The 23,699-nt window shown below is 43.7% G+C and carries 19 protein-coding genes; all 19 read right to left on the bottom strand.

Annotation, left to right across the window (positions count from 1 at the left end; genetic code table 11):
- Position 1: 1 nt before the first annotated feature.
- The gene (locus G5B11_RS11255) at positions 2-310 is read right to left on the bottom strand and encodes a hypothetical protein (protein WP_023922639.1); all 309 of its coding nucleotides are present in this window, start codon (positions 308-310) and stop codon (positions 2-4) included.
- 76 nt (positions 311-386) lie between these two features.
- A complete protein-coding gene (locus G5B11_RS11250) occupies positions 387-1,475 on the bottom strand; it encodes a DUF5688 family protein (RefSeq protein ID WP_173728235.1) in 1,089 nt (362 codons plus the stop codon).
- Between the two features lie 6 nt (positions 1,476-1,481).
- Positions 1,482-1,622: a hypothetical protein gene (locus G5B11_RS11245; RefSeq protein ID WP_005344203.1), complete on the bottom strand. Its 141-nt coding sequence runs from the start codon at positions 1,620-1,622 to the stop codon at positions 1,482-1,484.
- A gap of 81 nt (positions 1,623-1,703) precedes the next feature.
- A complete protein-coding gene (locus G5B11_RS11240) occupies positions 1,704-8,033 on the bottom strand; it encodes a SpaA isopeptide-forming pilin-related protein (protein WP_173728233.1) in 6,330 nt (2,109 codons plus the stop codon).
- A gap of 68 nt (positions 8,034-8,101) precedes the next feature.
- Positions 8,102-10,174, bottom strand: a complete 2,073-nt coding sequence (locus tag G5B11_RS11235) for a DNA topoisomerase 3 (RefSeq protein WP_173728231.1) — start codon at positions 10,172-10,174, stop codon at positions 8,102-8,104.
- Positions 10,175-11,605, bottom strand: coding sequence for a CD1107 family mobile element protein (locus G5B11_RS11230; protein ID WP_023922641.1), 1,431 nt, complete (start codon positions 11,603-11,605; stop codon positions 10,175-10,177).
- Positions 11,559-11,921 carry a DUF4315 family protein gene (locus tag G5B11_RS11225; RefSeq protein ID WP_012744294.1) on the bottom strand — a complete coding sequence of 121 codons (363 nt, stop codon included), beginning with the start codon at positions 11,919-11,921 and terminating at the stop codon, positions 11,559-11,561. The genes G5B11_RS11230 and G5B11_RS11225 overlap by 47 nt, the downstream gene beginning before the upstream one ends.
- A complete protein-coding gene (locus tag G5B11_RS11220) occupies positions 11,902-14,703 on the bottom strand; it encodes a CD1108 family mobile element protein (protein WP_044905510.1) in 2,802 nt (933 codons plus the stop codon). Before G5B11_RS11220 ends, G5B11_RS11225 begins: the two co-directional genes overlap by 20 nt.
- 18 nt (positions 14,704-14,721) lie before the next feature.
- Entirely contained in the window at positions 14,722-14,832 is a 111-nt protein-coding gene (locus G5B11_RS11215; RefSeq protein WP_118342920.1) for a DUF3789 domain-containing protein, read from the bottom strand.
- Between the two features lie 18 nt (positions 14,833-14,850).
- Positions 14,851-17,307: a VirB4-like conjugal transfer ATPase, CD1110 family gene (locus G5B11_RS11210; protein ID WP_027090295.1), complete on the bottom strand. Its 2,457-nt coding sequence runs from the start codon at positions 17,305-17,307 to the stop codon at positions 14,851-14,853.
- A complete protein-coding gene (locus G5B11_RS11205) occupies positions 17,189-17,653 on the bottom strand; it encodes a PrgI family protein (protein WP_012744297.1) in 465 nt (154 codons plus the stop codon). Before G5B11_RS11205 ends, G5B11_RS11210 begins: the two co-directional genes overlap by 119 nt.
- 23 nt (positions 17,654-17,676) lie before the next feature.
- Positions 17,677-18,546: a VirB6/TrbL-like conjugal transfer protein, CD1112 family gene (locus G5B11_RS11200; protein WP_027090294.1), complete on the bottom strand. Its 870-nt coding sequence runs from the start codon at positions 18,544-18,546 to the stop codon at positions 17,677-17,679.
- A gap of 12 nt (positions 18,547-18,558) precedes the next feature.
- Positions 18,559-18,774: a Maff2 family protein gene (locus tag G5B11_RS11195; RefSeq protein WP_173728228.1), complete on the bottom strand. Its 216-nt coding sequence runs from the start codon at positions 18,772-18,774 to the stop codon at positions 18,559-18,561.
- A 194-nt stretch (positions 18,775-18,968) separates the two neighbouring features.
- The gene (locus G5B11_RS11190) at positions 18,969-19,139 is read right to left on the bottom strand and encodes a hypothetical protein (protein ID WP_173728226.1); all 171 of its coding nucleotides are present in this window, start codon (positions 19,137-19,139) and stop codon (positions 18,969-18,971) included.
- Positions 19,132-20,922, bottom strand: a complete 1,791-nt coding sequence (locus G5B11_RS11185; RefSeq protein WP_173728224.1) for a VirD4-like conjugal transfer protein, CD1115 family — start codon at positions 20,920-20,922, stop codon at positions 19,132-19,134. Before G5B11_RS11185 ends, G5B11_RS11190 begins: the two co-directional genes overlap by 8 nt.
- Positions 20,919-21,401, bottom strand: a complete 483-nt coding sequence (locus G5B11_RS11180) for a PcfB family protein (RefSeq protein WP_173728222.1) — start codon at positions 21,399-21,401, stop codon at positions 20,919-20,921. Before G5B11_RS11180 ends, G5B11_RS11185 begins: the two co-directional genes overlap by 4 nt.
- A 93-nt stretch (positions 21,402-21,494) precedes the next feature.
- Positions 21,495-21,713, bottom strand: coding sequence for a DUF5348 domain-containing protein (locus G5B11_RS11175; protein WP_055201173.1), 219 nt, complete (start codon positions 21,711-21,713; stop codon positions 21,495-21,497).
- 24 nt (positions 21,714-21,737) lie between these two features.
- The gene (locus tag G5B11_RS11170; RefSeq protein ID WP_173728248.1) at positions 21,738-22,697 is read right to left on the bottom strand and encodes a DUF6017 domain-containing protein; all 960 of its coding nucleotides are present in this window, start codon (positions 22,695-22,697) and stop codon (positions 21,738-21,740) included.
- A 584-nt stretch (positions 22,698-23,281) separates the two neighbouring features.
- A complete protein-coding gene (locus G5B11_RS11165) occupies positions 23,282-23,464 on the bottom strand; it encodes a tyrosine-type recombinase/integrase (RefSeq protein WP_226845253.1) in 183 nt (60 codons plus the stop codon).
- Positions 23,465-23,699 lie beyond the last annotated feature (235 nt).

Below are 23,699 nucleotides of genomic sequence, written 5' to 3'. Positions count from 1 at the left end.
GTTACTCCCTTTCTTCTTCCCACTTTTCTTCTACAACATCGGCAATCCGTTCCATTGCCCTTGTCACGGAAGGAAAGCTACTGCTATTATTTGCTTTTCCAATCTGATCAACAAGAAATTCCGGCATATCTGCAAGTGCTCCGGCAATCATAGCCTTTACCCTGATATCCTCCAGCATAAGAAGTTCTTTCACACCAAACTCTTCGCCAAATACATCCTGATATCTCCGTAAATCATCCAAAAGATATTCCGGTTTTAAATCTCTATCAATTTCCCTCCTTTTGTCTTCACCATATAAACACCAATCCATATTCTTTTCTCCTCCAACTTCAAAAAATTGGGGACTGCTCTGCACAGTCCCCATAAGCCATCGTTTTCTTTTCACTTTATAATGCTGTAGCAAGATCTCTCGCCTTACTCTTTGGGATTGTATCCGTCCCTTTTGCCTTGATTTCTGCCTTAGCTTTCTCCAATCTTCCATGGATTCCACCTTTTACTTCCGCTTTTTCGGCTACTTTTTCTTTCTCCAGACGTGCTTCCCTGCGCTCAGCATTTTCCAATACTGCGGTCTTTTTGTCACAGAACTGAACCTTATCAGAAAGCTGTTCCTGTCTTTCCACTTGTGTCTCATTGACTTCCTGTACCATCGCATTTAATTCTGGAACCTGTAAAATACCGTTATCCGGGAGAATCAGCACTTCATGAACGGAAGATGGGATGACAAAGTAATCACTTCCCAGGCATTCCCCAATCTGTTTTCGAATATCTTCCTGCAGTAACAGGGAAGCTCCATTCATCTTAGATTCATTGGTAAGGCAGAACATTGGATTCTCCACAGTTTCCATATCCAGTTTTTCATTCAAAAGATTCTTCGGTGTTCCTCCAAAAATCATAGATTCGATAATCTGTGTCATATCCACCAGTTGCACGCCTCTGTTCTTATCTGCCATCATCGCATCTGCCTGAATCTGTTCGACAGATACTCCCCATTCGTTCATCAGAGAAACAGTTACTGGAATACTGCTGATTCCCTCTCCATTTTCCTCCAGATTTACTGCATAATAAGCTGCAAAATCTCCGTGTTCTGTGACTACTTTGTCTGCCAAACGATCGGTATTCCATTCTTTGTCACAAATTCTCATCTGTAATTTGTCCTTCATCTTTTCATAATCAGGAATATCCGGAACTCCCATATCAAAAAATTCTGCTTTACCCTGTGCTTCAATACGCATATCAGCTACATCCCCAACACAAGAATCTACATCTTTCCCATTGATATATTCCTGGTAGAGGGAATCCAGATAGACCGTCGGTACGATTCTCTGATCTCCGTTTGGAATCGTAATACCTGTCAGCTTCAAACCGTTGTTTTTTTCTACTTCCTGAAGTTTAATTTCTGCGTCCCTGTAAGACTCTGGCAGATACTCCTTTACATTGTCTTTGACATATTCATAAAATTCTTTTCTGTTCATCATACGCTTTTACCCCTTTCTGATCATGTGATGGTTCATTCTTTTTCTGCTGACCATCTGCTCAGCTTTCTTCTGATAAGCCATCATTCTCTTTAAAGTTTTCTCCTGGTTTTTTCGTGCTTCCTGTCTTTTTTCCATTGCTTTCATCATAGTTTTCTGTTCCTTTCTGTGATTTTGTGTATGAAAAAGGGAGCCTCACATAGAAGCTCCCAATCATAACCGTTGGTTTCCTTATTTGTTTTTCCTTTTTCTGCTGATATAAAGTCCTGCCATACCTCCTGTGGAGATTATCAGAAGCAGGATCGGCAGCCAGATATTTGTGCTGTCACCTGTTTTTGGTGCGTTTGATACCTTCGTCTCTTCATGGGACTGTGGTGTATCCGGTGTGTTCGGTGTTTCTGGAACTTCCGGCTTCTCATTTGTCAGATTAAAGGTAACTTCTACAACCGGTGTACTGTCATCTGCATAAGCAAATGTCACTTCATGCTTGGTTTGATCCAGTGTGTATCCATCCAGTGTCTTTGTTTCCACCAGATAATACTTGATCGCTGTATCATATTTGCCGTTCTTAAATGTGGCAATCTCATACAGCTTACTTTCTGCATGACCGGCAGCATCTGTCTTTAAAGTTTCCAGAACTTTTCCTTTGCTGTCACGGAGTTCAAATTCTACCCCTTTCAGTGGTTCTCCTGACGATTTATCTGTCTTATTGAGAATCACTTTTCCCTTGGCAGTATCATCTTTCATAGCCACTTTCTGGATTTCTCCGGTATCTTTCACCTCAAATGTCACATCGGCTGTCAGAAGATATCCTTTCGGTGCCTGCTCTTCACGTAAGGTGTATTTACCGATTGGCAGTTTTTCAATATAGTGTGCTTCCTCTGTGGAAATCCAGCTCTCTACTACCTGATCATCCTTATCGAGAATTGTCAGTTTCGCACCCGGAATCTCAGTTTCTCCTGTGATATCCGTCTTACTGATCTGCACTTTTGTCACATCATCTTTCATCTCATGCTTCTGAACCTCTGCTGTATTCTCTACTGTGAAAGTAATGCTTTCTGCAGTGACATATCCATCTGCCGGTTTTGTCTCTGTCATGGTGTATTCCTTACCAACAACCAGTTCTTTGATCACATGGGATTCTTCCGTAGAAGTCCATTCATCTACTGTATTGCCATCTGAATCCGTTACTTTCAGGTGTGCACCTGGAAGTTCTTTGCCTGTTGTCAGGTCTGTTTTGGTCAGCTCTACTGTGGTTGGCTGATTTTCAAAAGTAAAGTCGTAGCTTACTTCTGCCTGGTCTTCTCCAGCATATTCAAAGGTAAATTCCTGTACTTCATCTGTTGTAACAAATCCGTCCGGTGCAAAGATCTCTTTCACATAGTATTTTCCGTCTACCGGAAGATCTGCCGTAAAAGTGATCTGTCCTTTTTCATCCGTTACCCGCTGCTCAATCAGACTGTCTTTCTCAAGAAGTACCTCGCCCTTTGCATTTTTGATATTTTCACTGGTATAAAGACCGAAGACACCACCTGCAAGGACACGTTCTGTATCCTTTTCTTTCTTCAGAACCGTAATCTTTACTTTCTGACGGGCATTCTGCCATTTCTCATCATAAGTGATGACTGGTGTGTCCTGATCACGGTAAGAAAGATCAACATATCTCGGCTCTTTGTCCAGCACATAACCATGGGCTGTTTTTACTTCCTTCACATAGTATTTTCCAGCCGGGAGATCTCCCATCTGTGCAATACCATTGGAATCTGTAGTAATGGTTCCCACTTTTTCATCTGCTTTGAAATAATCTTCACTGACACCATCTGCCGCTTTGATATCTTCCGCAGCAAATACATCGAACGTCACATCTGTAAGGCTTCCGGTTACATACTCAAAAAGATGCTCCACGGTACCTTTTACATGATCCAAAAGTGTTACCTTATCCAAAAACTCTCCATTTTTGTTGATGATCAGAAGTCCTGTCGGTACTTCATCTTTCATCTCTACTTTCTGAATCTCGGCGGTATCTTCCAGAGTGAACTTCACATCCGTTGCTTTCAGATATCCATAAGGTGCCATTTCCTCACGAAGAGTGTATTCCTCTCCAACTGTCAGGCGTTTGATCACATGTGGCTGATCTTTTACAGACGTCCACTGATCCACAACATTTCCTTCTTTATCAAGAACGGTGAGTTTTGCCCCATCCAGCTCCACACCTGTTGTTACATCAGATTTCGTGATTTCTACTGTTGTCGGCTGGTTCTTTTTCACAGTTTTCAGTTTTACTGTCTTCACATCCTGTCCCTGGTAAGAAGCATCCAGATTCAGAACTTCATCAGAGGATACAAATCCCGCCGGTGCCTTTAACTCCTTCACATAATACTGTCCAAGTGGCAGATCCAGCGTACATGCCGCAAGACCATCATTATCAGAAGTCATTTCCTGTAAGAGTGTGTCTGCTTTCACGATTGCTTTTCCATCTGCCTTGATATCCGCTTTGTTATAGATACCAAAGACAGCTCCTGCTACGGTTGCACCATTTTCTGCATCCTGTTTTTCTACCTGGATTGCAACTTTCTGTCGGTCATCGCCAACAGTCACTTCCTGTTCGATCACAGGTGTATCCTGATTGGCATAGACAAATGCGACTTCTGATCTGTCATGGTTCAGTACGAATCCTTCCGGTGCAGTCTTTTCTACCACATAGTAAGAACCAAGCGGCAGATTCTCTGCAACTGCTTTTCCGTCTTCTCCAGTCGTTACCGTTGTTACCAGTGCATCTTTTGCATAGATCAGCTGTCTGTTTCCGTTTTCATCTTTCTGATAATCCGGTGTATAGATATTTTCAGCTGCATAGACATTAAATTCCGCACCCTTAAGGTATCTTTCTTCATAAACAAAATCCTTTTTGAATCCGGTCAGCATTTCACCTTTTTTATAGATCGTCAGCTTTCCTTTTACCGGATGGTTCTCGTAATCTACCGTAATAATGGCATCTCCGCTCTCAGAATCCATCTGGTATGCTGTGTTTGCATCCACCGCAATCTCTACATAGTTCTTGTTGATTGTGTACCCTTCCGGTGCGTTGACTTCCTCAATGCGGTAATGTCCGATCTTCAGATTCTTCGGCATGATCAGATATCCCTGGCTGTCCGTAAAATAGGACTTATGGGTTGTTGTCACTGGGTAAGTTGTTACCTGTTCCACATACTTCTTGTTGTCCAGGTCGTACACTTTAAATTCTGTTCCTGCAATCAGGACGGATTTCTTTGTTTCATCGTCTTTTTTCACGATTTTCAGTTTTGCCTTAAACTCTTCATCCAGAAGCACTCGCCAGATCTGTGGCTCATTTGGATGATGCTCTGTGATATTCACTTCAAAATCATCGACTGGCTTGTAGTTGTGCGGTGTTGTTGTCTCACGCACGATATAGCTTCCAAATGGTAATGGAATACTGCAGGCATACCCTTTTTCATCTGTGAAAATCTCAGTTGCTCCTTTTTCTCCACTCACTACTGGTTTTGCAGAATCAAAATCATAACTGCCATCTGCTTTCTTTGTAAGGGAAGATTTCAGATAAACTGTAAATCCAGCTCCGGATAACAGATCTGCATCTGTCTTTCCATTGTTGGCTGCTTTAATAATCTGGAATGGCTGCTTGATGACCTGCTCACTGGAAGTGCACTCTCTTTTCACTTCTGCTGTCATATCTCCTTCATAACTGCACGTAAGATCATGCTCTTCTGTATCTGCCAGGTATCCGGTCGGAGGTGTAATCTCTTTGATATAATATTTGCCAAGATACAAGCCATTTACAGAAGCCTGTCCTTTGTCATCGGTTGTAAGAGAAGCTATCTGTTCTCCTGCTTTATAAATAGTTCCGGTTGCTCCGTCCGGATGCACAATATCTTCACGGGCATACAGACCATAAACTGCACCTTTCAGTGTGGCATCTCCCTGCGGTACTGCTTTTCCTGTTTCTTTATCAACTTTGAATAAATTGATCTTTGCTGTCACACGGTCATTACTGAAGGTATGGGCAAAAGATACGGTTGCTTCTTTATCATTGGTGTAAGAAAACTTGAACGTATACACATCTTCTGTATTTCTTACATAGCCTTCCGGTGCCTGATCTTCTTTTACAAAATAGGAATATCCAATCGGAAGATCCGCTGTGAATTTTGCATTCCCATCTGCTCCAGTAGTTGCTTTCTCAATCAGTGTTCCTTTTTTCACAACAACGGTTCCGTCTGCATTTCTAATATCATCGGATGCATACAGAGCAAAAATACCGCCATTCAGTGGTTTCTTGGTGTCTTTATCCTGTTTTACTACGGAAACATCTGCTTTCTGTCTCTCGTTGTTAAAAGTCACATCTGCAAATACAACTTCTTTATTCTGTCCGGCATAGGTCAGAGTCACTGGCTTTTCTTCGCTGCCGTTATAGAAATTGTCCGGTGCTTTTGCTTCTTTTACCACATAGGTTCCAAGATGCAGGTTTTTCAGTGTGACAGAACCATTCTCACCTGTTGTCAGATTTTCTTTTACCAAGTCACCTTTGCTGTACACTTTTGTGCCATAAGCAGTTACGATATCCGCTCCGGCATACACGTTATATACTGCATTTTTCTGTCTGCGGTTCTCATACTGGAATACGGTTCCACTCTCACTGACTTCTGCACCGATAAGAACCTGACCTTCTTTGTAAATGGTAAGCTCTGCCAGCTGCTCCTTGTTTTCCACGGTCACAGCCGAGGTCTTACTTGCTACCAGTTTCACATTTGTTGCCGTTGCATTTACTACATATCCCTGTGGCGCTGTGATCTCTTTCAGATAAACGGTATCCTGTGTCTTGATGATCGTAACAGAGGATTTTCCATTCTTATCTGTTGCCGGCATCTGAGTGATCAGCTTTGTACATGCCTCATCGCTGTATACACCGAATACTGCACCTGCAAGATTGACATCCGCTGTATCGTCTTTCTTTACGATTTCGATCGTAGCCTGTTCAATCCAAGACACTTTGAAATCAATATATTTTTCATCTGTCACACCTTCACCAAATACCAACGCAAGATCCTGCGTGTCAGATCCGGTGGTGATTTTATAAGCAGAGTAATCTTTTGTAATACTTCCCTTCATTGTAGAAGACCAGCTCTGTGCCACGTCACTCACCTGTGTCAGTGGTGCAGAAAGATAAAACTTTGTTCCTCCGCAAATTTCTACACTTGCACCAGCTTTACTTGTTGTGCCTGTGCTTAGATTATGAAGTTTCACACCAGACGGAAGCTTCATCGTAATTGTCTGTAGCTTATCTGCTTTGAATGTAATATCTTTGGTTCTCTGTGAATTGCCATCCACATAAGCTTTTACATCTCCATCAGAAAATGACATTGCTACATCCGGTATTTCTGGCTGTGAAACACAATAATTATACAATTTCATTGCTAAATTCTTGGCTGTACTATTCGCTCCGGAAAAAGCGTCGCCACTTCCATTAGCATAAGAAGCCGCCAGATGAACAAGAATGAATTTTGCTCCAGCACTAAGATTTCCATAACCATTCTCTTCTGTAAAGAATCCTTCATCTCCTGCTGCCTTGGTTCCGTAATAACATACCTTAGCTAATGTTTTTCCATCTCCGACTTTACTAATCGTGTAATTACCTGTTCCTGGTCCCGGTTTTGATGGCTGTACACAGTAAGCAGTCGCAGATACATTTCCAAACTGAACCGTATACTGATAGTTAAGATAAGAACCATAACCATAATCCGCATAACGATACAGAGTTCCTCTTGTAACAGATACTTTCTGTACACTTCTTGCACTTGTCTTTGCCATAAAAGTGACTGTTTCACCAGCTTCCATGGCGTATAAATCAATTCCTTCCTCTTCCGCCTGCTCCATTGCATCCGATACTGTAAGACCTGTTTCCGAATCCGTTGTATTTTCAGTATCTTCTTCCATATCCGGTAATAGTTCGCTTGCCTGAGAATCAAATTCTTCTATCTCGCTTTCCGTCACTTCCTCTGTTGGAAGCAATTCCGAGTCTGCTTCTGAATTCTCCGTTTCCTCTGTCTGCTGTTCACTGCCAGCTGTTTCTGATTCGGTTACTGCTTCACTCCCTGCAGTTTCTGTCTGCACTTCTGTTTCTTTCTCACGCACAATCAGCTTTCGGCTGATCTGGTACTTCGGATGCTCCTGATTTACCGGTTCCACATAATAGACCGCTTTGTAAGTGTCCGCATGATCTGTCGTAAAATCCTCATTCTTATCATTCTTTGCTTCCTCAAATGTGACTTTAACCTTGTTATCATCCTTGATTTCCAGTCCGGTATAATCTGATTTCACATTAAATACACTGCCTGTTTCGATTTCATAATCTTTGGCAGTCACCACCTCATCTTCATCCAGAAGGTCTTTCACTTCCTCATAAAGTGGAGGTTTCTCCTCTGGCTGGATCTCCGCTGCATATGCCGTCATCGGAGATAGCACTGTACTAAGCATTGTCATGCCTGCCAGCAAGCCAGATACTACTTTTCTAAAATTACCTTTTTTCTTCATGCTAAGGTCCTCTCTTTCATATATTTGTATTAAAACAGACAGTCCTTAGACTGCCTGCAATACACTACTTATCGTTGTGGAAAAATCAGATTGAACTGTACATTTCCCTCTCCGGGATCAACCATCTCCACAGTTGCTTCGTACTGTCTCCCTGTTTTTCTTGATACCAGATCCTTATAATGGATTTTTCCTTTAGACAGGAACTTCTTTGCTGCCGTCTTATCCATCTTTTTTCCCTGACTCGCAAGGAATTTATCATTCTTCCATAAGGTAAAAGTACAGTTCCGGTCAGAACAGTAAAAGTTTACTTTCCCTTCCTGGACATCTGCTCCACATCGGGGACATTTGCCAATGACTTCTCCTTTTGCCTTTCCCTGAAACTGATTTTTCTTTTCTTCTGAAATTCCCTGATACCTGGCAACCAGTTCCTGCATCAGTTCTGTAATCCCATTTAGGAATTCATCTGCTGTCTCTGTATTCTGGGCAATGTGATTCAATGCCATTTCCCACTCTGCGGTCATCTTCGGAGATTTAATCTCATCTGGCAGAACTGTAATCAATACATTACCATCATCTGTCGGCACCAGATTTTTCTTTTCCCTTTTCACAAAACCAGACTGAATCAGTTTTTCAATGATTGCTGCCCTTGTTGCCGGAGTACCAAGTCCTTTCTTTTCTGTATCTTCGGTCAGTTCTTCATTCCCTGCACGTTCCATCGCAGAAAGCAGGGTATCTTCTGTGTACTGTTTCGGTGGCTGTGTGAAATGCTCCGATACCAAAGAATCACAGGGACCGTAATGCTTGCCTGCCCAGATATCCAGCTCCGGCTCTTCTTTCTCAATCTTTACGCCAAAGAACTGTTTCAATTTATTTTCGATCGCCTTGAATCCTTCCTGCTTTGTTTTCTTTGCTGTGAGATAAAACGTATGATAATTGCAGGTGATCTGGCATTTATGGCTTTCATGAATATAAGGATCTGCAGTTGCTGTCAGAACCCTGGCACTGATCAGATACAAAATCTTGCGGTTTCGTTCTTTCAGTTCACCAATATCTGCTTTGGCTACTTCCATGGTTGGGATAATCGCATGGTGATCGGATACTTTCTTTGAATTTAATACCTTACTCACGTCTGGGTGATATTCCAGACCTTCAGCATAAGGCATTTTCCCAAGTAACATCTGAATCAGTGTTTCAGTGCTTTCTCCCATCTCATCTGTCAGATACTGGCTGTCTGTTCTCGGATAAGTGACCAGCTTCTGCTCATACATCTCCTGCACGGCATCCAATGTCTGCTGTGCGGTATAACCAAACATTCTGTTTGCTTCCCTCTGCAGAGTGGTCAAATCATAGAGCTTCGGAGGACGGACCGTTTTTTCTTTCACATCATCCTTTTCCACTTCGCACATACGCTCCATACAGTCCGCAGCCACTCTATCTGCATCTTCTTTTTTCTGAAAATGCTCTGTGACCGCATCCATCTCGTCAAACTTGATATGAGCCATATAATATTTTTCTTTGGTAAATTCCTTGATCTTCTGATTTCGATCCACGATCATGGCAAGTGTTGGTGTCTGTACTCTTCCAACTTTCAGATTCTGGTTATACAGAACGGAAAAAAGACGGCTCGCATTGATTCCCACCAGCCAGTCTGCCTTTGCCCTGCAAAGTGCTGACTGATAGAGACTGTCATAACACGAACCGTCTTTTAATGACGCAAATCCATCTTTAATTGCCTGTTCCTCCATGGAAGAGATCCAGAGCCGCTTCATCGGCTTTTTGCATCCTGCCTGCTCATACACCAGACGGAAGATTAGTTCTCCTTCCCGCCCGGCATCTGTAGCACAGATTACTTCATCTACTTTGGAATCTCGCATCAGTTTTTTCAAGATTCCAAACTGCTTTTTCGTGCCTTCCAATACCCTGTGTTTCCAACATTCCGGCACAATCGGCAGATCTTCATATCTCCATTTTTTATATTTTTCATCGTATTCTGATGCATCACATAATCCAACCAGATGTCCTACGCACCAGGAAACGAGATAACCGTTTCCTTCCACGTAGCCATCTTTTCTTGTTCTGGCTCCAATCACGGAAGCCAGTGCCATCGCAACCGATGGCTTTTCTGCAATCACTAACTTCATTTACTCCTGCTCCTCTTCTTCATCTTCCAGCACAGCATCATCAAAATCCTCGTCTCTCAGGATTTCTGGTTCTATACTTTCTTCCTGCTCATCTGCATCGTCTACTTCCCGCTTTTCAGATTCTGAATCTTCGGATTCATCTTCATCCTCTTCCATCTCATCCTCGTCATCATATTCATGCTTTGGTTTATAGACTTTGAAGTAATATCCTCCTGCCGCAGCTCCTACTGCAACCAGTGCAATCAGAAGATACGTTCCAAATGGACTTTTATCTTCTGGCATCTGGATTTCATCCTCTACCTTATCTTTCTCAGCTGTCTCAGTTGTTTCCGGCTTTTCTTCTTCAGCCTGTTTCTCTGGTTCTGCATAAACAGTATCTACTTCCGGAAGTGTCACGGAATCAGAAAGTGTGAAGTTCATCAGATCTTTCTCGCTGACTTCTGTAAGGAAATACACATTATCCTGAGATTTTGAATTGTCGATGATCAGATAAAAAATCTTACCACTCTTAGTTGAAATGGTATAAAACTCTTTTGTGCCTTCCGTAGCTGTTTTAGTAACAGAATCTGCTGTCTCGCCTTCTTTATTAAGCTGTTCCTCAATACCTGTCACTGTCCGATCATCCACAGTTCCTTTTGCATCTGTTGGCTCAGAAGCTTGTGCATCCTGCGGAAGCGGAGAAGTCGTTGTTTTTTCAGTTCCCGTTGCATCTGCACTGGTCGTAGTTGCCATTGCACCATTGCTGTCACTGGAGGTTTTCTGTTTCTCTGCCTGCTTCTTTGCCCATTCATAATAAGGATTCTGCAACACATACTTTTCAGAAGTATTTCCGGCACCGTCTGTTACCGTAATCTCAATCTGTTTTGTAGTAAAATCTTTCTGTGTTAGTTGCACTCTCAGCATTCCATCCTTCAGATCTGTATAAGTGGTGCCATTAACTGTTACTGCAGTAATCCCGGATACTGTATCATTCCCCTGAATCGTCAGCACACCATCTGTCAGGGAAGCAGAGAGTGTCGGCTTTTCCGTGTCATAACACTTAATAGAACGATTCTGCTCATACACCTTTCCATCACCATCTGTCACACGCACATACACTGTCTGATTTCCTGTGATCGTGATACTTCCGCTTCCAGTTACATCCTGCCAGCTTCCATCTTTTCCTGCTTTTGCTTCAATCTTTGCTATTGAGAAACCTTCCGGCATATGGCTGGCATCTACCGTAACAGCAATGGTTGTTTCTCCCTGTTTCCAGCCATCCGGTTTCTCAATCGTGATTGCAGGCGTGGTATTCTCAGCTGCATAAGCAGTCTGTGTCTGGAGCAAAGGTGTTGTCAGGCAAAGAAATGTCGTTGCTGCAAGCAGACTCTTTTTTACCCTGCTTTTAGTATTTGTTCTCTTCTTCTGTTTCATTTTTTCCAGATTCATCATCGGCTTTTATTTCCTCCTTCTGTATTTCTACCCTGCCGGGCAACTCATTTTTCATTTTCTTTTTAAAAGCTTCCAATTCCGGAATACTCATATCCATTGCACGGATAATTCTTACAATTTCCAGATTTTCTGCTTCTGTTTTTGCAATCTCCGCAGCCTTGAACCGCTTTAAATCTGCTTCATATCTGGCTTTAGATGCTTCCATTTTTTCCTTGGCTTTCTCATAATCTGCCGTTGCTTTTTCAAGACTTTTCATCTCTTCTCCTTTCCGGGCGGCTGTTATACCGCCCTTTTCCTTACCATCGCCCGAATCCATAGAAATGGCTCTGCCAGTATGGAGAGTTGATGGACGTGTACTGAACCGGATGCCCACAATGGATCATCTGACCATTGCCCACATAGATTCCAATATGCGTTACTGGTTCTCCTGCATCGTAGGTTCCGGTAAAGAAGATCAGATCTCCTGGCTGTGCTTCTGACTGGGATACTGGCGTACAAATGTTGTACAGTCCCTGTGCAGTCAGCCTTCCCGTATTTCTTACCCCGGAATGAACCAGACAGTAGCTGACAAATCCGGAACAATCGAATCCACTTGGGGAATATCCGCCCCACACATACGGTGTTCCAAGATATTTTGCAGCCTCTTCCAGTAAACGTTGCGCTGCTTCACTGGTATATTCATTACCACCAAAGCCTGTCCCTTCTCCTGTTTCCAGATAAAAGATCGGGTTTAACCGCTCTCCATTTTTCAAAAGTTCAATGTGAAGATGGCTTCCTGTAGAATTTCCGGTATTTCCTACAAGACCGATCTCATCACCTTTCGTGACGGATGCACCTGCAGATACACTCCGGCTGCTTAAATGTGCATACCGCAGTTCATAGCCTTTACTGTCCTTGATTACAACATAATTGCCATAGCTGTCGTTATAAGCAGAAGTTGTAACCGTTCCGGTCAGCCCTGCCATTACTTTTGTCCCTTCCGGTGCTCCGATATCCATACCATTGTGTAACTGATTTGCTCCTGATATTGGATGAATCCGATATCCATAATAGCTGGTCACACTGGAATACCAGTTAAAATCAACCGGTGTTGCAAACATCTGCAGGTTGCCTTTGGTATCGTTGTAGGCACTGAACAGTTCTTTCTGGAAAAATCCCAACCTGTCCTGACAGATTGACATCAGGTTTCCACTGGTCAATGTTACATTCAGCGTGTCCACATCTCTGATTCTGGTCACTTCGACTTCATTGCTTCCGTTATCATCTGCAAGATAACATTCCCAGGTCTGATGTCCATGTGCAGATGCTGCCGCATGACTGTCATAATAGACATCAAATTGTACACCGTATCTTGCGAAAGCTCCGGTATCTTCTACGGTATATTCGACACCATTCATAACTACCTTTGTTCCCATTGGAACAAACGGATTGGAAGCATCTACCGCTAAGGTATGATTGGCAGTTGGATATGCTCCACTGGCAGTCGGTCCTCCGCTCCAAATACCACAACAGATTGGACAGTTACAATATCCACTGGTCACAACCTGTCCCAAAGATTCTCCAACTCTTACTGTTGCTGTCTCCGTTACAGTCTCATTGACTGCTTCAGTAGTTAAATGATATTGCTCTGCAAACAAGGCGTCCAGCTCCGGCTTGACCTGTTCAAAAGTAAATTCTTCATACTTTGCAGACAGATAACTAATCAGGATAAACGGATCATGCTCAATAGGTCCGATGTTATATCGGTATTCCTCATGTCCTGGTTCTTCAGATTCCATATTGTTGATCCGCTCCTGCAGATTAGCTTCCAGCTGTGTGTAATACAGTTCCGCTTCCCGGATTGCCTGATCCGATGACAGATAACTGGTTCCGGTGTAAGTGATCACATTTTGTAAAAACACTGCAGAGCATGACGTGACATTCGTTATGATCAGAAACATCAATCCGATCAGAACTGCTACACTGATATACACCTTCCGGTTTTCTTTAAAAAAGTTGGTGACTTTGCCGCCAATCTTCTTGATATAATCAATCGTACCTTTTGTAGCTGTTCCTACTGTCTGTTCACTTCGCTTCGCTTTGGCATAATCCCGTTTGATCTGTTGCTTCTGAATCTGTTTTTTCAGTTTCTTCTGTTCCTGACGGGCTGCCGCCTGTGTCTGTTTCTCTTCCTGTCTTTCAAGTCTGCTTCTTTTTCTGAATGCCCTCTGTTTCCTGCGTCTGGCACTTCTCTGTTCCAGCCGGTAAACACCTTCGCCGCTTTCTTCTAACTTATGGGCACCTTCTACCGCCGCATTATCGTCTTCATTTTTGCTGATCTCACGGTGCAATGCTGCGGAAGCTGCACTTCCTGCTTTCTTGACAACAGAAGTTTTTTCTGTTTTCACAGATTCCCCTTCGCCAAACTTCAAGCGGGATTTCTTCTTTCCAGGAGCTTCTCCATCATTTGCCTGATAGACCTGTGCCTTCTTGGAATGCTGCTTTGCTTCCTTCTTCTTTTTTGCTTCCTCATAAGAAAACTTTTTGGCTTTTTCCTTCTGTTTCTGATGTCGGAAATTGACTCCATCCGTATCCATCTGGTTCAATTTCTCCATATCTTTATCATTTTTCACAGAAGCACCAGTTTCCTCATAAGCAAACTTCAAACGCTGTTTTTGTTTTGGCTTTTTGCTACCACCGGTCTGATTTCTCCGGCTGTCTCCTCTGTTTTCTGATAGATCCGCACGTTTTTCTTTCAGTCTCCCTGACTGTCCGGCTTCGGATTTTTCTGCAAGTCTGGATTCTTTTCCGACTTCAGCACGGATTCTTTTTCTATTTTGCTGTTTTCTACTCTGTCCAAGATCCTCACTTTGCTTCTCTGCCCGTATCAGTTCCGGTGCATCTCTGGATTTTTGCACAGAGGGACGAATATTTTTCCCACTCCGTTCAGACTGGCGGGAAGACTTATCCACAAGGCTTACTTCTTTTTCCCCCTGTTTTCCTCCCATCTGCACATCACTGGCACGGTTACTGACACGAACAGAAGATTTATCCGTCAGGTTTTCTTCCACCAGACCATCCTTGGTCATTTTCTGGACTTTCTTATCCCTGACTTTCATTCTCTGTTCTGCCACTGATTACTCCTCCTTCTTCGGATACCCTTTCCCTGCCTGTAATAAACAGAGAATAGCGATGCCAAATACAGCACCGCCACAAAATGTCAATCCATATGAAATTACCTGTAACATTGTTTTACTCCTCCTGTATTACCCTGCTTCGGCTGTTTCCTCCGGGCGGGTTGTCATAATCTTATAAAGGGAATTCTTCGGGAATCTGTCTACAAACGGAATAATCACATTTCCATAGAACAGAAGTCCTTCACCCTCATTACTGTTGGTTACATAAGACAGCTGGGTTGGTGAAATATTCAACTGTTTAGCCAGAATCTGCCTGTCACCGGATGCCTGGTTGAGCATATAGATAAAATCAGAGTTTTCAAAAATATTCTCGATTTCCCTGGAAGCTAAAAGATCCTTAATGTTCTGGGTAATTCCTGTCGGAATACCGCCCCATTTACGGAATCGCTTCCAGATTTCCACGCTGTAGGCTGCTGTCTGTTCTTCTTTTAAGAGAAGATGGAATTCATCCACATAGTAACGGGTGGATTTATGAGCGGAACGGTTGATCGTCACTCGGTTCCATACCTGGTCCTGCACAATCAGCATCCCGATCTTCTTCAGCTGTTTTCCAAGCTCCTTGATATCAAAACATACGATACGGTTGTTGATGTCCACATTTGTGCGATGATTAAATACATTTAGGGAACCTGTAACGTAAATCTCCAATGAAGTTGCCAGACGCTGTGCTTCCGGCTCTTCCTGTTTCCGCAACAGATTATATAAATCCTCCAGTATCGGCATCTTCTCTGGCACCGGATCAGCGAGATATTCCTGATAGACCAGCCGCACACAACGGTCAATGATCGTCTTTTCTACCGGTTCCAGTCCATTCTTTCCACCGACAATCAGTTCACACAGGGACAGAATAAAATCTGCCTTTAAGGACAGCGGATTATCTTCCTCTGAATAATTCAGGTTCAGATCCATCGGATTGATATACTGGTCTGATACCGGTGAAATCCGGATGACCTGTCCGTGCAGTGCCTGCACCAGTGGATAATACTCGGCTTCTGGATCACAAATAATAATATCGTCCTCCGTAATCAGGAAACAGTTCGTAATTTCTCTTTTTGCTGAGAAGGATTTACCGGAACCAGGTGTACCAAGAATCAGTCCATTCGGGTTCTTCAGACGCTTCCGGTCAACCATAATCATGTTGTTGGATAATGCATTCAATCCATAATAAAGAGCTTCCCCTTCCTGGAACAGTTCCTGTGTCGTAAATGGCACAAAGATCGCTGTTGCCGATGTGGTAAGCCCTCTCTGAATCTCAATTCGATTGACTCCCAGTGGAATACAGGACATCAATGCTGCTTCCTGCTGATAGTCCAGCTGTTTTAAGGAACAGTTGTATTTTTGTGCGATACCCTGTACCTGGAAGATATTGTTATCCAGCTTCTGACGCTTCTTTGCGGTATTCATCACCAACACTGTCACAAGAAACATACGCTCATTTCTGGACTGTAAATCTTCCAGCAGATTCTTTGCTTCTTCCCCGTAGGTCACAAGATCCGATGGAAGCACATCCATGTCATACCCGGAACGTACCGCCCGCTTCTGCTCTTCAATCTTCATCTTATCCAAATCTGAAATCTTGCTCTTGATCATCTTGATCGCAGAACTCTGGTCAATGGACTGGATATGAATATTGACATTGATGCTGTCATCCACATCCAGGAAATCTGCAAGCATCCGGTCTGTAAGCTCCGGTGCCAGGATCTGCAGATAACTCACGCTTCCCATGGTCTTTCCCATCAGAAATGTCTGATTCTTGGAAAAGTTAAAGGAAGTTGGTGCAATAAAGTCTTTGGTCTTTAATCCTGTTTCCGGCAGCATCTTGTACTGGAACTTAAATGGTTCAATCCGATCCTGGTTGAACACATGATACAGAATCTCCAGTCGCTCCAGACCATTTAAGGAATGTGCCTGTGCTCCCAGAACTTTAAAGTTGTTCAGGATATCGGCTTCAATCCTTTCAAGCCTTGGTCTTGCCACCTTCAGGCTTTCTGCTTCGATTCCAAAAGTGATATACTTGGTTTTCACCAGACCATTGTTTCCCTTGGAAAGCTGATTTTTCAACATGGTCCGGTACTCCTCACGAATGGCATTGAAGTCATCGTTCTGATCCGGAATATCAATACTTTTCTCAAATTCAGCCACATCCACCTGCTGATTGATAAAGGACAGCTGCACACTGATGGAAGAATCAAAGTAATTTAAAAAATCACAGTAATTCTCAAATATCGTGGTCTTATCCTCATTTAAAGCCAGCTGATAATTGATGTCATAAAACTGAATTGTCTTAGAGAAAAAGGTCTTTGTCACCTGGCAGATACCATCCTGCAGCATCCGAATATACGGAATACTCTGCTGTGCAGTTGTAGGAATGTTTTTCTGTTTCCTACGATCCCGTTCCTGCTTCTTCCTACGCTTTTCCTGTTCTCTTTCTTTTCTGCTTTTTTTGTTTCTTCTTTCCTGACGGTTTCTTTTTTCCGCCAGGGACAGACGCTCCTGCTGAGCCTCCTGCTTTGTCTTTTTTGCCATCCGGCACACCCTCCTTTTTTACAAGGGTGGAAATCTCCTGATAAAAATTTTCTGTCTTATATGGTCTTACCGCTGGACATATAAACTTCTGTCGAATGATATTTGCCACCACTTTTTCAAAGGGAAGCCCGTCTTTTTCATACATCGCCATGAAGAAAAACGGAAGCATGATCGTTACCATCAGAATGGCAGCGATACTGGAACCGATTGGTTTTCTCATGAACAGATAAAACGGAATTCCCACAACTGCGGCAAGTGAAAAGAAAATCAACTGCCGCTTTGTCAGATTTAACGCTACTTTTGTTTTGACCTTGGTAAGGTCTTTTGGTACTGGTACATACGCCATGGTATGCGCTCCTTTCCTGCCCGTTAGTGGGCATTGAATATTGATTTGCTAAGGCTTCCGGTCTTGAATAATGAAAATGCAAGAATCACGGTATAAGCCGCTACTGAAAACATTGCTGCATGAAGGTCACTGGATATGGTCATTGCATTTACTAAAACTGCATAAATTCCCACACAGACCATCATGAAGAATCCCTGAAATGCCAGTGCGAACAAGCCTTTTAAATAGTTGTTTCCGATATTGCCCCATTCCTTATTCGTCATAGTGGCAAACGGAATTGGTGCTATGGAAGTATAAAGGTAAATTTCTATCATCCTGCCGTACAAGATTACCGTAATGATAATTGACAGAATGTGCATGGTAACACTGATCAACATCGTTTCCATGGATAGCAGGAACAAATCCCCCAGTTCCATATCTTCCAGTGCATCCACAATCCTTGTGATTGCTTCCGATGCGTCCACTGCTGTGTTTCCGGAAATTACTCCGGCGGCATTGTTGACCACATGCTGGCCAACGTCAAAGACCGCCATCGTGATATTGAACGTATTTGTCACCAGATAAATAGCTACATACGCTTTGAAGATCCAGAGGAAAATATTGTAAGTCTCAAATTCATGGAAATTGTTTTTCTGTGTTACCATCGTGATCAATTCATAGCACAGGACAAAGGTGATGATCAGTCCCGCAATGGGGACAATCACTGTTTGGGATAAATTCTGAATCAGATTAAAAATCCCTGCATTCCATCCCTGCGGTGTCTGTCCCACCTGCCCGGCTATGGTTCCCACCTGCTCATTGACAGACGTGAACATGTTATCCAAACTTGACTTGATAAGCCCGATCAGGATATCCTTTATCGCTTCCGTAATTCTCTCAATGATGGTGTTCATCTACTACTCCTCTTAAGAGAACAATGTTGCCAGCTGTGGAATCAGGGTAGTTCCCAGCAGCATGATTCCGGCACCAGCCATCAGCTGCTTAATGCCCTGTGATTTTGCACCCGGATTGTCGTTTCCATATCCCTCTAAGAGGTTGATAACGCCCCAAATGCCTAAGCCTGCGCCCAGTGCGATAACAAGGGTCTGTAATACGTCGATAGCAGAGTTAAAAAATTCCATAAAGCTCCTTTCTGCCGCAAATGCGGCTTGCCCCATAAAAGGGCATAAAAAACGGCGGTCAGTTTTGTAACTGCCGCGGTCATAAGTCCCCGCGCTGCCTATGTGTCTGCCGCGCGGCGGTATTCAGTTTTTAAGTATGGGCGTTATGGATTTTCCAGTAGGGGCGCGTATTCTGTAAGTTTTCTGTTTCTTTGTTACTGCGTCAATTCCTCCTTTCGCTGCTGCTCATACAGGGCTTCACACCGCTTTACAAATCGCCGGATAGCTGCCTGTCGCTGTTGCTCCCGTCGCTCAGCAATGAAAATAAGCCCGTTTATGGCTTCTGTGATTTTCTTATCCTGTTTCTTTCGGATACGTCTATTCATGGGCGGTGTCCTCCTGCAAATCTGCTTCGCTGATTTCGTAATAGTCAAAGGGTTCGTCCGGCTTCACAAGGGCGGGTCTGCGCCTTAAATGCTTTTCCATATCAAAGGTATTTTTCTTGTCATAGTCGGACAGGTATTTATAGTTGGGGTGCTTTGTAATATCGTACTTATCAGAGAAGAACGGGCGCACCCCTCTAAGCTGTAAAATACATTTCCCGCCGTCCATGACTGCAATTTCATCTTCCGTCATAAGCTGCTTGCCTAACTTCTGATAGTTCAGCCCATGCGATACCTCGCGCCCCCGGTTCTCGGAAGTGTTGAAGCTGTCAATGGTTTCTTTCCCCAAGATTTCCGACATTTCTTTGAGGGTGGTTTTCTCCTTGCCGCCTAAAAAAAGGGTGGTATCGCAGTTGCCGACTATGGTATCGGCGTTGTCCTTATAGATTGCCTTTAACTGGCTTTGCGACTGTAAGATAATCGACGCGGAGATTTCCCGGCTTCGGATAGTGGCTATGAGCTTTTCAAACTTCGGTATCTGCCCGATATTTGCAAACTCGTCTAACAGACAGCGCACATGGACGGGCAGCCTGCCGCCGTATTCATCATCTGCCTTGTCGCAAAGCAGATTGAAAAGCTGCGTGTAAAGAATACTCACAACAAAGTTAAATGTATCGTCGGTGTCGGAAATGATAACAAACAGGGCGGTCTTGCGGTCGCCTATGGTGTCAAGCTCCATTTCGTCAGTTTCCATAAGGTCGCGCAGCTCCTTAATGTCAAAGGGGGCAAGCCGCGCACCGCAGGAAATGAGGATAGAGCTTCTTGTCTTTCCCGCAGACAGCAGGAATTTTTTATACTGCCGGACGGCAAAGTGTTCCGGGTCTTTTTCCTCCAACCGTTCAAACATGAGGTCAACGGGGGACTGAAATTCCGGGTCGTCCTCGCGGGCTTCCGACGCATTTATCATTTCAAGCAGCGTCGTGAAGTTCTTTTCTTCCTCCGGGGCTTCGTACCAAATGTAGCCGATAAGGGCGCAGTAAAAGAGCCGTTCCGATTTTACCCAAAAATCCTCCCCGGCTTTTTCCCCGTCCCCTTTGGTGTTGGCAATCAAGGTATTTACCAGTTTCAAAATGTCTTTCTCGCTGCGGAGATAGGCAAAAGGATTGTATTTCATGCTTTTTTTGAAGTTAATCGTGTTCAGCACTTTTATCCGGTAGCCGCCCCGCTGTAAGAGCTTCCCGCACTCGACTAAAACCGTTCCTTTCGGGTCGGTTACAACGTATGAGCTGTGCATTTGCATTAAATTCGGCTTTACAAAAAATCTCGTCTTGCCGCTGCCGCTTCCCCCGATAACAAGGATATTTTTATTCCTTGCATACTTCGGCTGCTTCGGGCGGCTGTTCATGGTAAGCCGTTCCGTTTGTGTCAGCAGCACGTTATTCTGAAATACCGGGTCGGTGTAGGGACGTATATCTTCGGCAGTTCCCCAACGGGCAGAGCCGTATTCTACACCTTTGCGGTATTTCTTTGCGTTCTTGCCTTTGACATAGACAATCAGCCGGATAAGCACCGCGCCGAAAATCCCTATCAGTAAATCCATAGGGGCAAGGCTCGGAAGCGGATTTGCAAAAGCCATAGAAAAGCCCTCCCCAAGCGACAGCACCTTGCCGGACAGGTCAGCCCCCGGCGCAAGGCGTACCGCCTGCTCGACTTTATCAAAAAGATACACAAAGAGCAGATAGGGAATGTTGGGAAGCAGCAGCTTTTTCCAGTTGATAGCGTTCATCTTGCAATCCCCCTGTCTTTGTTTTTTACTTTGTCCCGCTGTGCGTTCAGAGCCGCCGCCTTATCTTTCAGAGTGGAAAGCAGCTTGCGGATAGAGGGCTTTTGTTCCTGCGTCAGCTTCTTTGCGGAAAACTCCTTGAAAGCTGCGGTCAGTGCGTCCGCGTCCCGTGCCTTGAAAAACACAAGATAACGGGGCGGGGTTTCGGTGCTGTCTTTCTTTAGGGCAAAATCAATCCCGTATTTTTTCGCCGTACTCTCAAAGGCTTTGATATTGTCCTTTGTGATTTCAATGTTTGAAACGCCCGCGTTCTGCTTCATAAGCTGCTTTAGTGTCTGCTTTCCATGCGGGATTTTCTGTTTGTCATGCTGCTTTTTCATCTGTGCAAGCAGGGCTTTCATAGCCTTTTGGAGCTGCTGCGCGGTCAGTTTCCCGGTCTTGATGTAAAGGGCTATGGTCTTTTCGTTGGTTTCCTCCTGCAATGGGTGTCCTCCTTTCGCTTTCTATGGTGGTATGCCCGCCGTCGGGAAGCGGGGCGGGCATGAAAAAAGAGCGTCCGCTTTCACGCCGCCCTGTTAAATCCGTACCCGCAGCCCGGAAAGGTCTGCCGCCCGAATACCCACAAGATACCAGTTGTCCCCGTACTCCATGCGGGTTGGCTTCCATTTGCCGCGTACAAAAACCTCCATGCAGTCGCCGCAATGCAAGCCCCCGTAATAGTCGTTAAGGTCAAAGCGAATGTCGTAGCGGTCAGCGGTTTCATCAAAAATCAAAGCTCCTGTTTTCTGTGTCATCATAAAATCCTCCTTTGGGTTGGTTTATAGACTTTCGTCCTCGTTGCAGGTGTAGTCGGGTATGCCCTTGCTTCTTGCCGACTGGATAGTGCGCCCGCCGTACATATCGTGGTTGACAAGGGCGGTGTAATAGCTGTCAATGGTGTTTGGGGCGTTGAACAGCACCGCTTTCAGATATTGCTTGATGTTGCGGATTTTGGTGGTGTTCTCACTCATACAAGCAAAGACAAACTCAATATGACTGCTGTTGAGTTTCATAAACTTTGCTTTCACAAGCTCTGCCGGGTAATCGTCCCCGGCGATACGGATAGTCTTTCGGCTGGTGCAGACCGTTTCAAGGATAAGGGACACAATCTCGTCCAAGCGTTCTTTTTCAAAGTCAGTGTGCTTGATGAAATGCTCATACTCGATATTGTCCTTGATAATTTCCTCATATACTCGGTATGCGTCTGTCGCTTCCTTTCGCTTCCGTTCCGGCGGCTGTGCCGCGTCCTCTAAGGGAGAGGGATTTAGGGAACGGAAAGGAATGGAATGGGTACTTGATATATCTGTATTTAATTTTTCTTTTTTTGGTAAGTTAGTCTTTAATAGTTCTTTATTTAATTGCGTTGGATTTTCCAACGTCGGGTTATCCGGTATCGGATTTTCCAATATCGGCTTATCCGCTGTTGGATTTTCCAATGCCGGGGGCTGTGGCTGTTCGTAAATGGTGTACTCGATAGCGGTCATTTTGCCTTTCTCGTCGCGTCCCTGCCGCCTTGTGATATATCCGGCTTTTTCAAGCTCCCATACAGCGGTACGAATAGCGTCGATACTTTCCCGGTTGATAAGGGACAGCCCTGCAAGGGTGTAGTCCCAATCTTCGGGAAGTGAGAGCATTTGCGACAACAAGCCCTTTGCCTTTAAGGAAAGCTCCTTGTTGCGTAAATGGTGGTTGCTCATAACCGTATAACCTTTGTTCTTTTCCACGCGGAAAACTGCCATAGCTTCATCACTCCTTTGGTTGGATTTGTTACGCAGTAGAAACGCGATTTTGAGGGAAAAGGTATCAACCCTTGTCTTTCTCATTTCCGCGCTCTAAGAACCGCATAAATCAAGGCTTTGTTTGCCCTTACTGCGTAACATGAGGGCAAAAAAATAGCGGCGTTCCATGTTTCCCGGTTGGGATAAGGTAACGTCGCTCATGCGAATAATGTTCAATTTTATTTATATCGTGGCAAGGCAATCAATAATTTTGATAGGTAGTAAATAAGTAGTAAATTTTTTCTGTTAGCTTCAAAAAGTCAAGGAATATCAAGGGTTTCCGCGCTCGATTAGTGTACTTCCATGGCAGACAAATAACACACTTATCATTGCTTAAAACTCCTTGAAATGCTGTATTTACGCTGTTCGCAAGCATTTTCTGATAATCTTCAATCCTGTCATTTTCCTGTATATCCCAGCATAAATTCGTATATTTTCTTATCCAAATTTAGTAACTTCTTAGTAATAATCAGCCTAGAAAACAGGCTTTCTAAGAACCTTATAATCAGATTATTTTTAATTCTTTTTTCTATTATTTTATCATACTATGCCAGTTTTGCAATCCTATTCATCTCTTCTTTTGCATCAATTAATCCCAGATGCGTATATACATTTAATGTAACCCCTATATCAGAATGTCCCATTAAATATTGGAGTGCTTTCGGATTCATTCCAGCTTTCGCCATATTAGAACAATATGTATGCCTACATACATGTGGATGTGTCAAGTATAGGACAAAAAAAATTTTATTTTTTTCTGCCGAAAACTATCCGACGCTCCCATCAGGTAGTCCCAGCACCTTTATTATCTTCTGATAAGTCATTCTTGTCCTGCTCAAGTTACCTCTGTTCCGAAAAAATATCGTCAAAATTCCATTCGATTTCAATTTCATCCTGACTATGAACATGGATCACCTTGATAATCTCACGCAGCTTCTCTGTATCGAACTTCTGAATTCCCAA

The organism is Blautia glucerasea (assembly GCF_013304385.1).
Classification (GTDB): domain Bacteria; phylum Bacillota; class Clostridia; order Lachnospirales; family Lachnospiraceae; genus Blautia_A; species Blautia_A ammoniilytica.
This window is presented reverse-complemented; position numbering and strand designations above follow the sequence as displayed.

Bases quoted from the DNA above. Each gene is read 5' to 3' on its own strand.
- G5B11_RS11190 (WP_173728226.1), bottom strand. From the start codon at position 19,139: ATGAATAGACGTATCCGAAAGAAACAGGATAAGAAAATCACAGAAGCC.
- G5B11_RS11200 (WP_027090294.1), bottom strand. From the start codon at position 18,546: ATGAACACCATCATTGAGAGAATTACGGAAGCGATAAAGGATATCCTG.
- G5B11_RS11175 (WP_055201173.1), bottom strand. From the start codon at position 21,713: ATGACACAGAAAACAGGAGCTTTGATTTTTGATGAAACCGCTGACCGC.
- G5B11_RS11220 (WP_044905510.1), bottom strand. From the start codon at position 14,703: ATGAAAGTCAGGGATAAGAAAGTCCAGAAAATGACCAAGGATGGTCTG.
- G5B11_RS11170 (WP_173728248.1), bottom strand. From the start codon at position 22,697: ATGGCAGTTTTCCGCGTGGAAAAGAACAAAGGTTATACGGTTATGAGC.
- G5B11_RS11205 (WP_012744297.1), bottom strand. From the start codon at position 17,653: ATGGCGTATGTACCAGTACCAAAAGACCTTACCAAGGTCAAAACAAAA.
- G5B11_RS11215 (WP_118342920.1), bottom strand. From the start codon at position 14,832: ATGTTACAGGTAATTTCATATGGATTGACATTTTGTGGCGGTGCTGTA.
- G5B11_RS11255 (WP_023922639.1), bottom strand. From the start codon at position 310: ATGGATTGGTGTTTATATGGTGAAGACAAAAGGAGGGAAATTGATAGA.
- G5B11_RS11235 (WP_173728231.1), bottom strand. From the start codon at position 10,174: ATGAAGTTAGTGATTGCAGAAAAGCCATCGGTTGCGATGGCACTGGCT.
- G5B11_RS11225 (WP_012744294.1), bottom strand. From the start codon at position 11,921: ATGGATTCGGGCGATGGTAAGGAAAAGGGCGGTATAACAGCCGCCCGG.
- G5B11_RS11245 (WP_005344203.1), bottom strand. From the start codon at position 1,622: ATGATGAAAGCAATGGAAAAAAGACAGGAAGCACGAAAAAACCAGGAG.
- G5B11_RS11240 (WP_173728233.1), bottom strand. From the start codon at position 8,033: ATGAAGAAAAAAGGTAATTTTAGAAAAGTAGTATCTGGCTTGCTGGCA.
- G5B11_RS11230 (WP_023922641.1), bottom strand. From the start codon at position 11,605: ATGATGAATCTGGAAAAAATGAAACAGAAGAAGAGAACAAATACTAAA.
- G5B11_RS11195 (WP_173728228.1), bottom strand. From the start codon at position 18,774: ATGGAATTTTTTAACTCTGCTATCGACGTATTACAGACCCTTGTTATC.
- G5B11_RS11250 (WP_173728235.1), bottom strand. From the start codon at position 1,475: ATGATGAACAGAAAAGAATTTTATGAATATGTCAAAGACAATGTAAAG.
- G5B11_RS11210 (WP_027090295.1), bottom strand. From the start codon at position 17,307: ATGGCAAAAAAGACAAAGCAGGAGGCTCAGCAGGAGCGTCTGTCCCTG.
- G5B11_RS11185 (WP_173728224.1), bottom strand. From the start codon at position 20,922: ATGAACGCTATCAACTGGAAAAAGCTGCTGCTTCCCAACATTCCCTAT.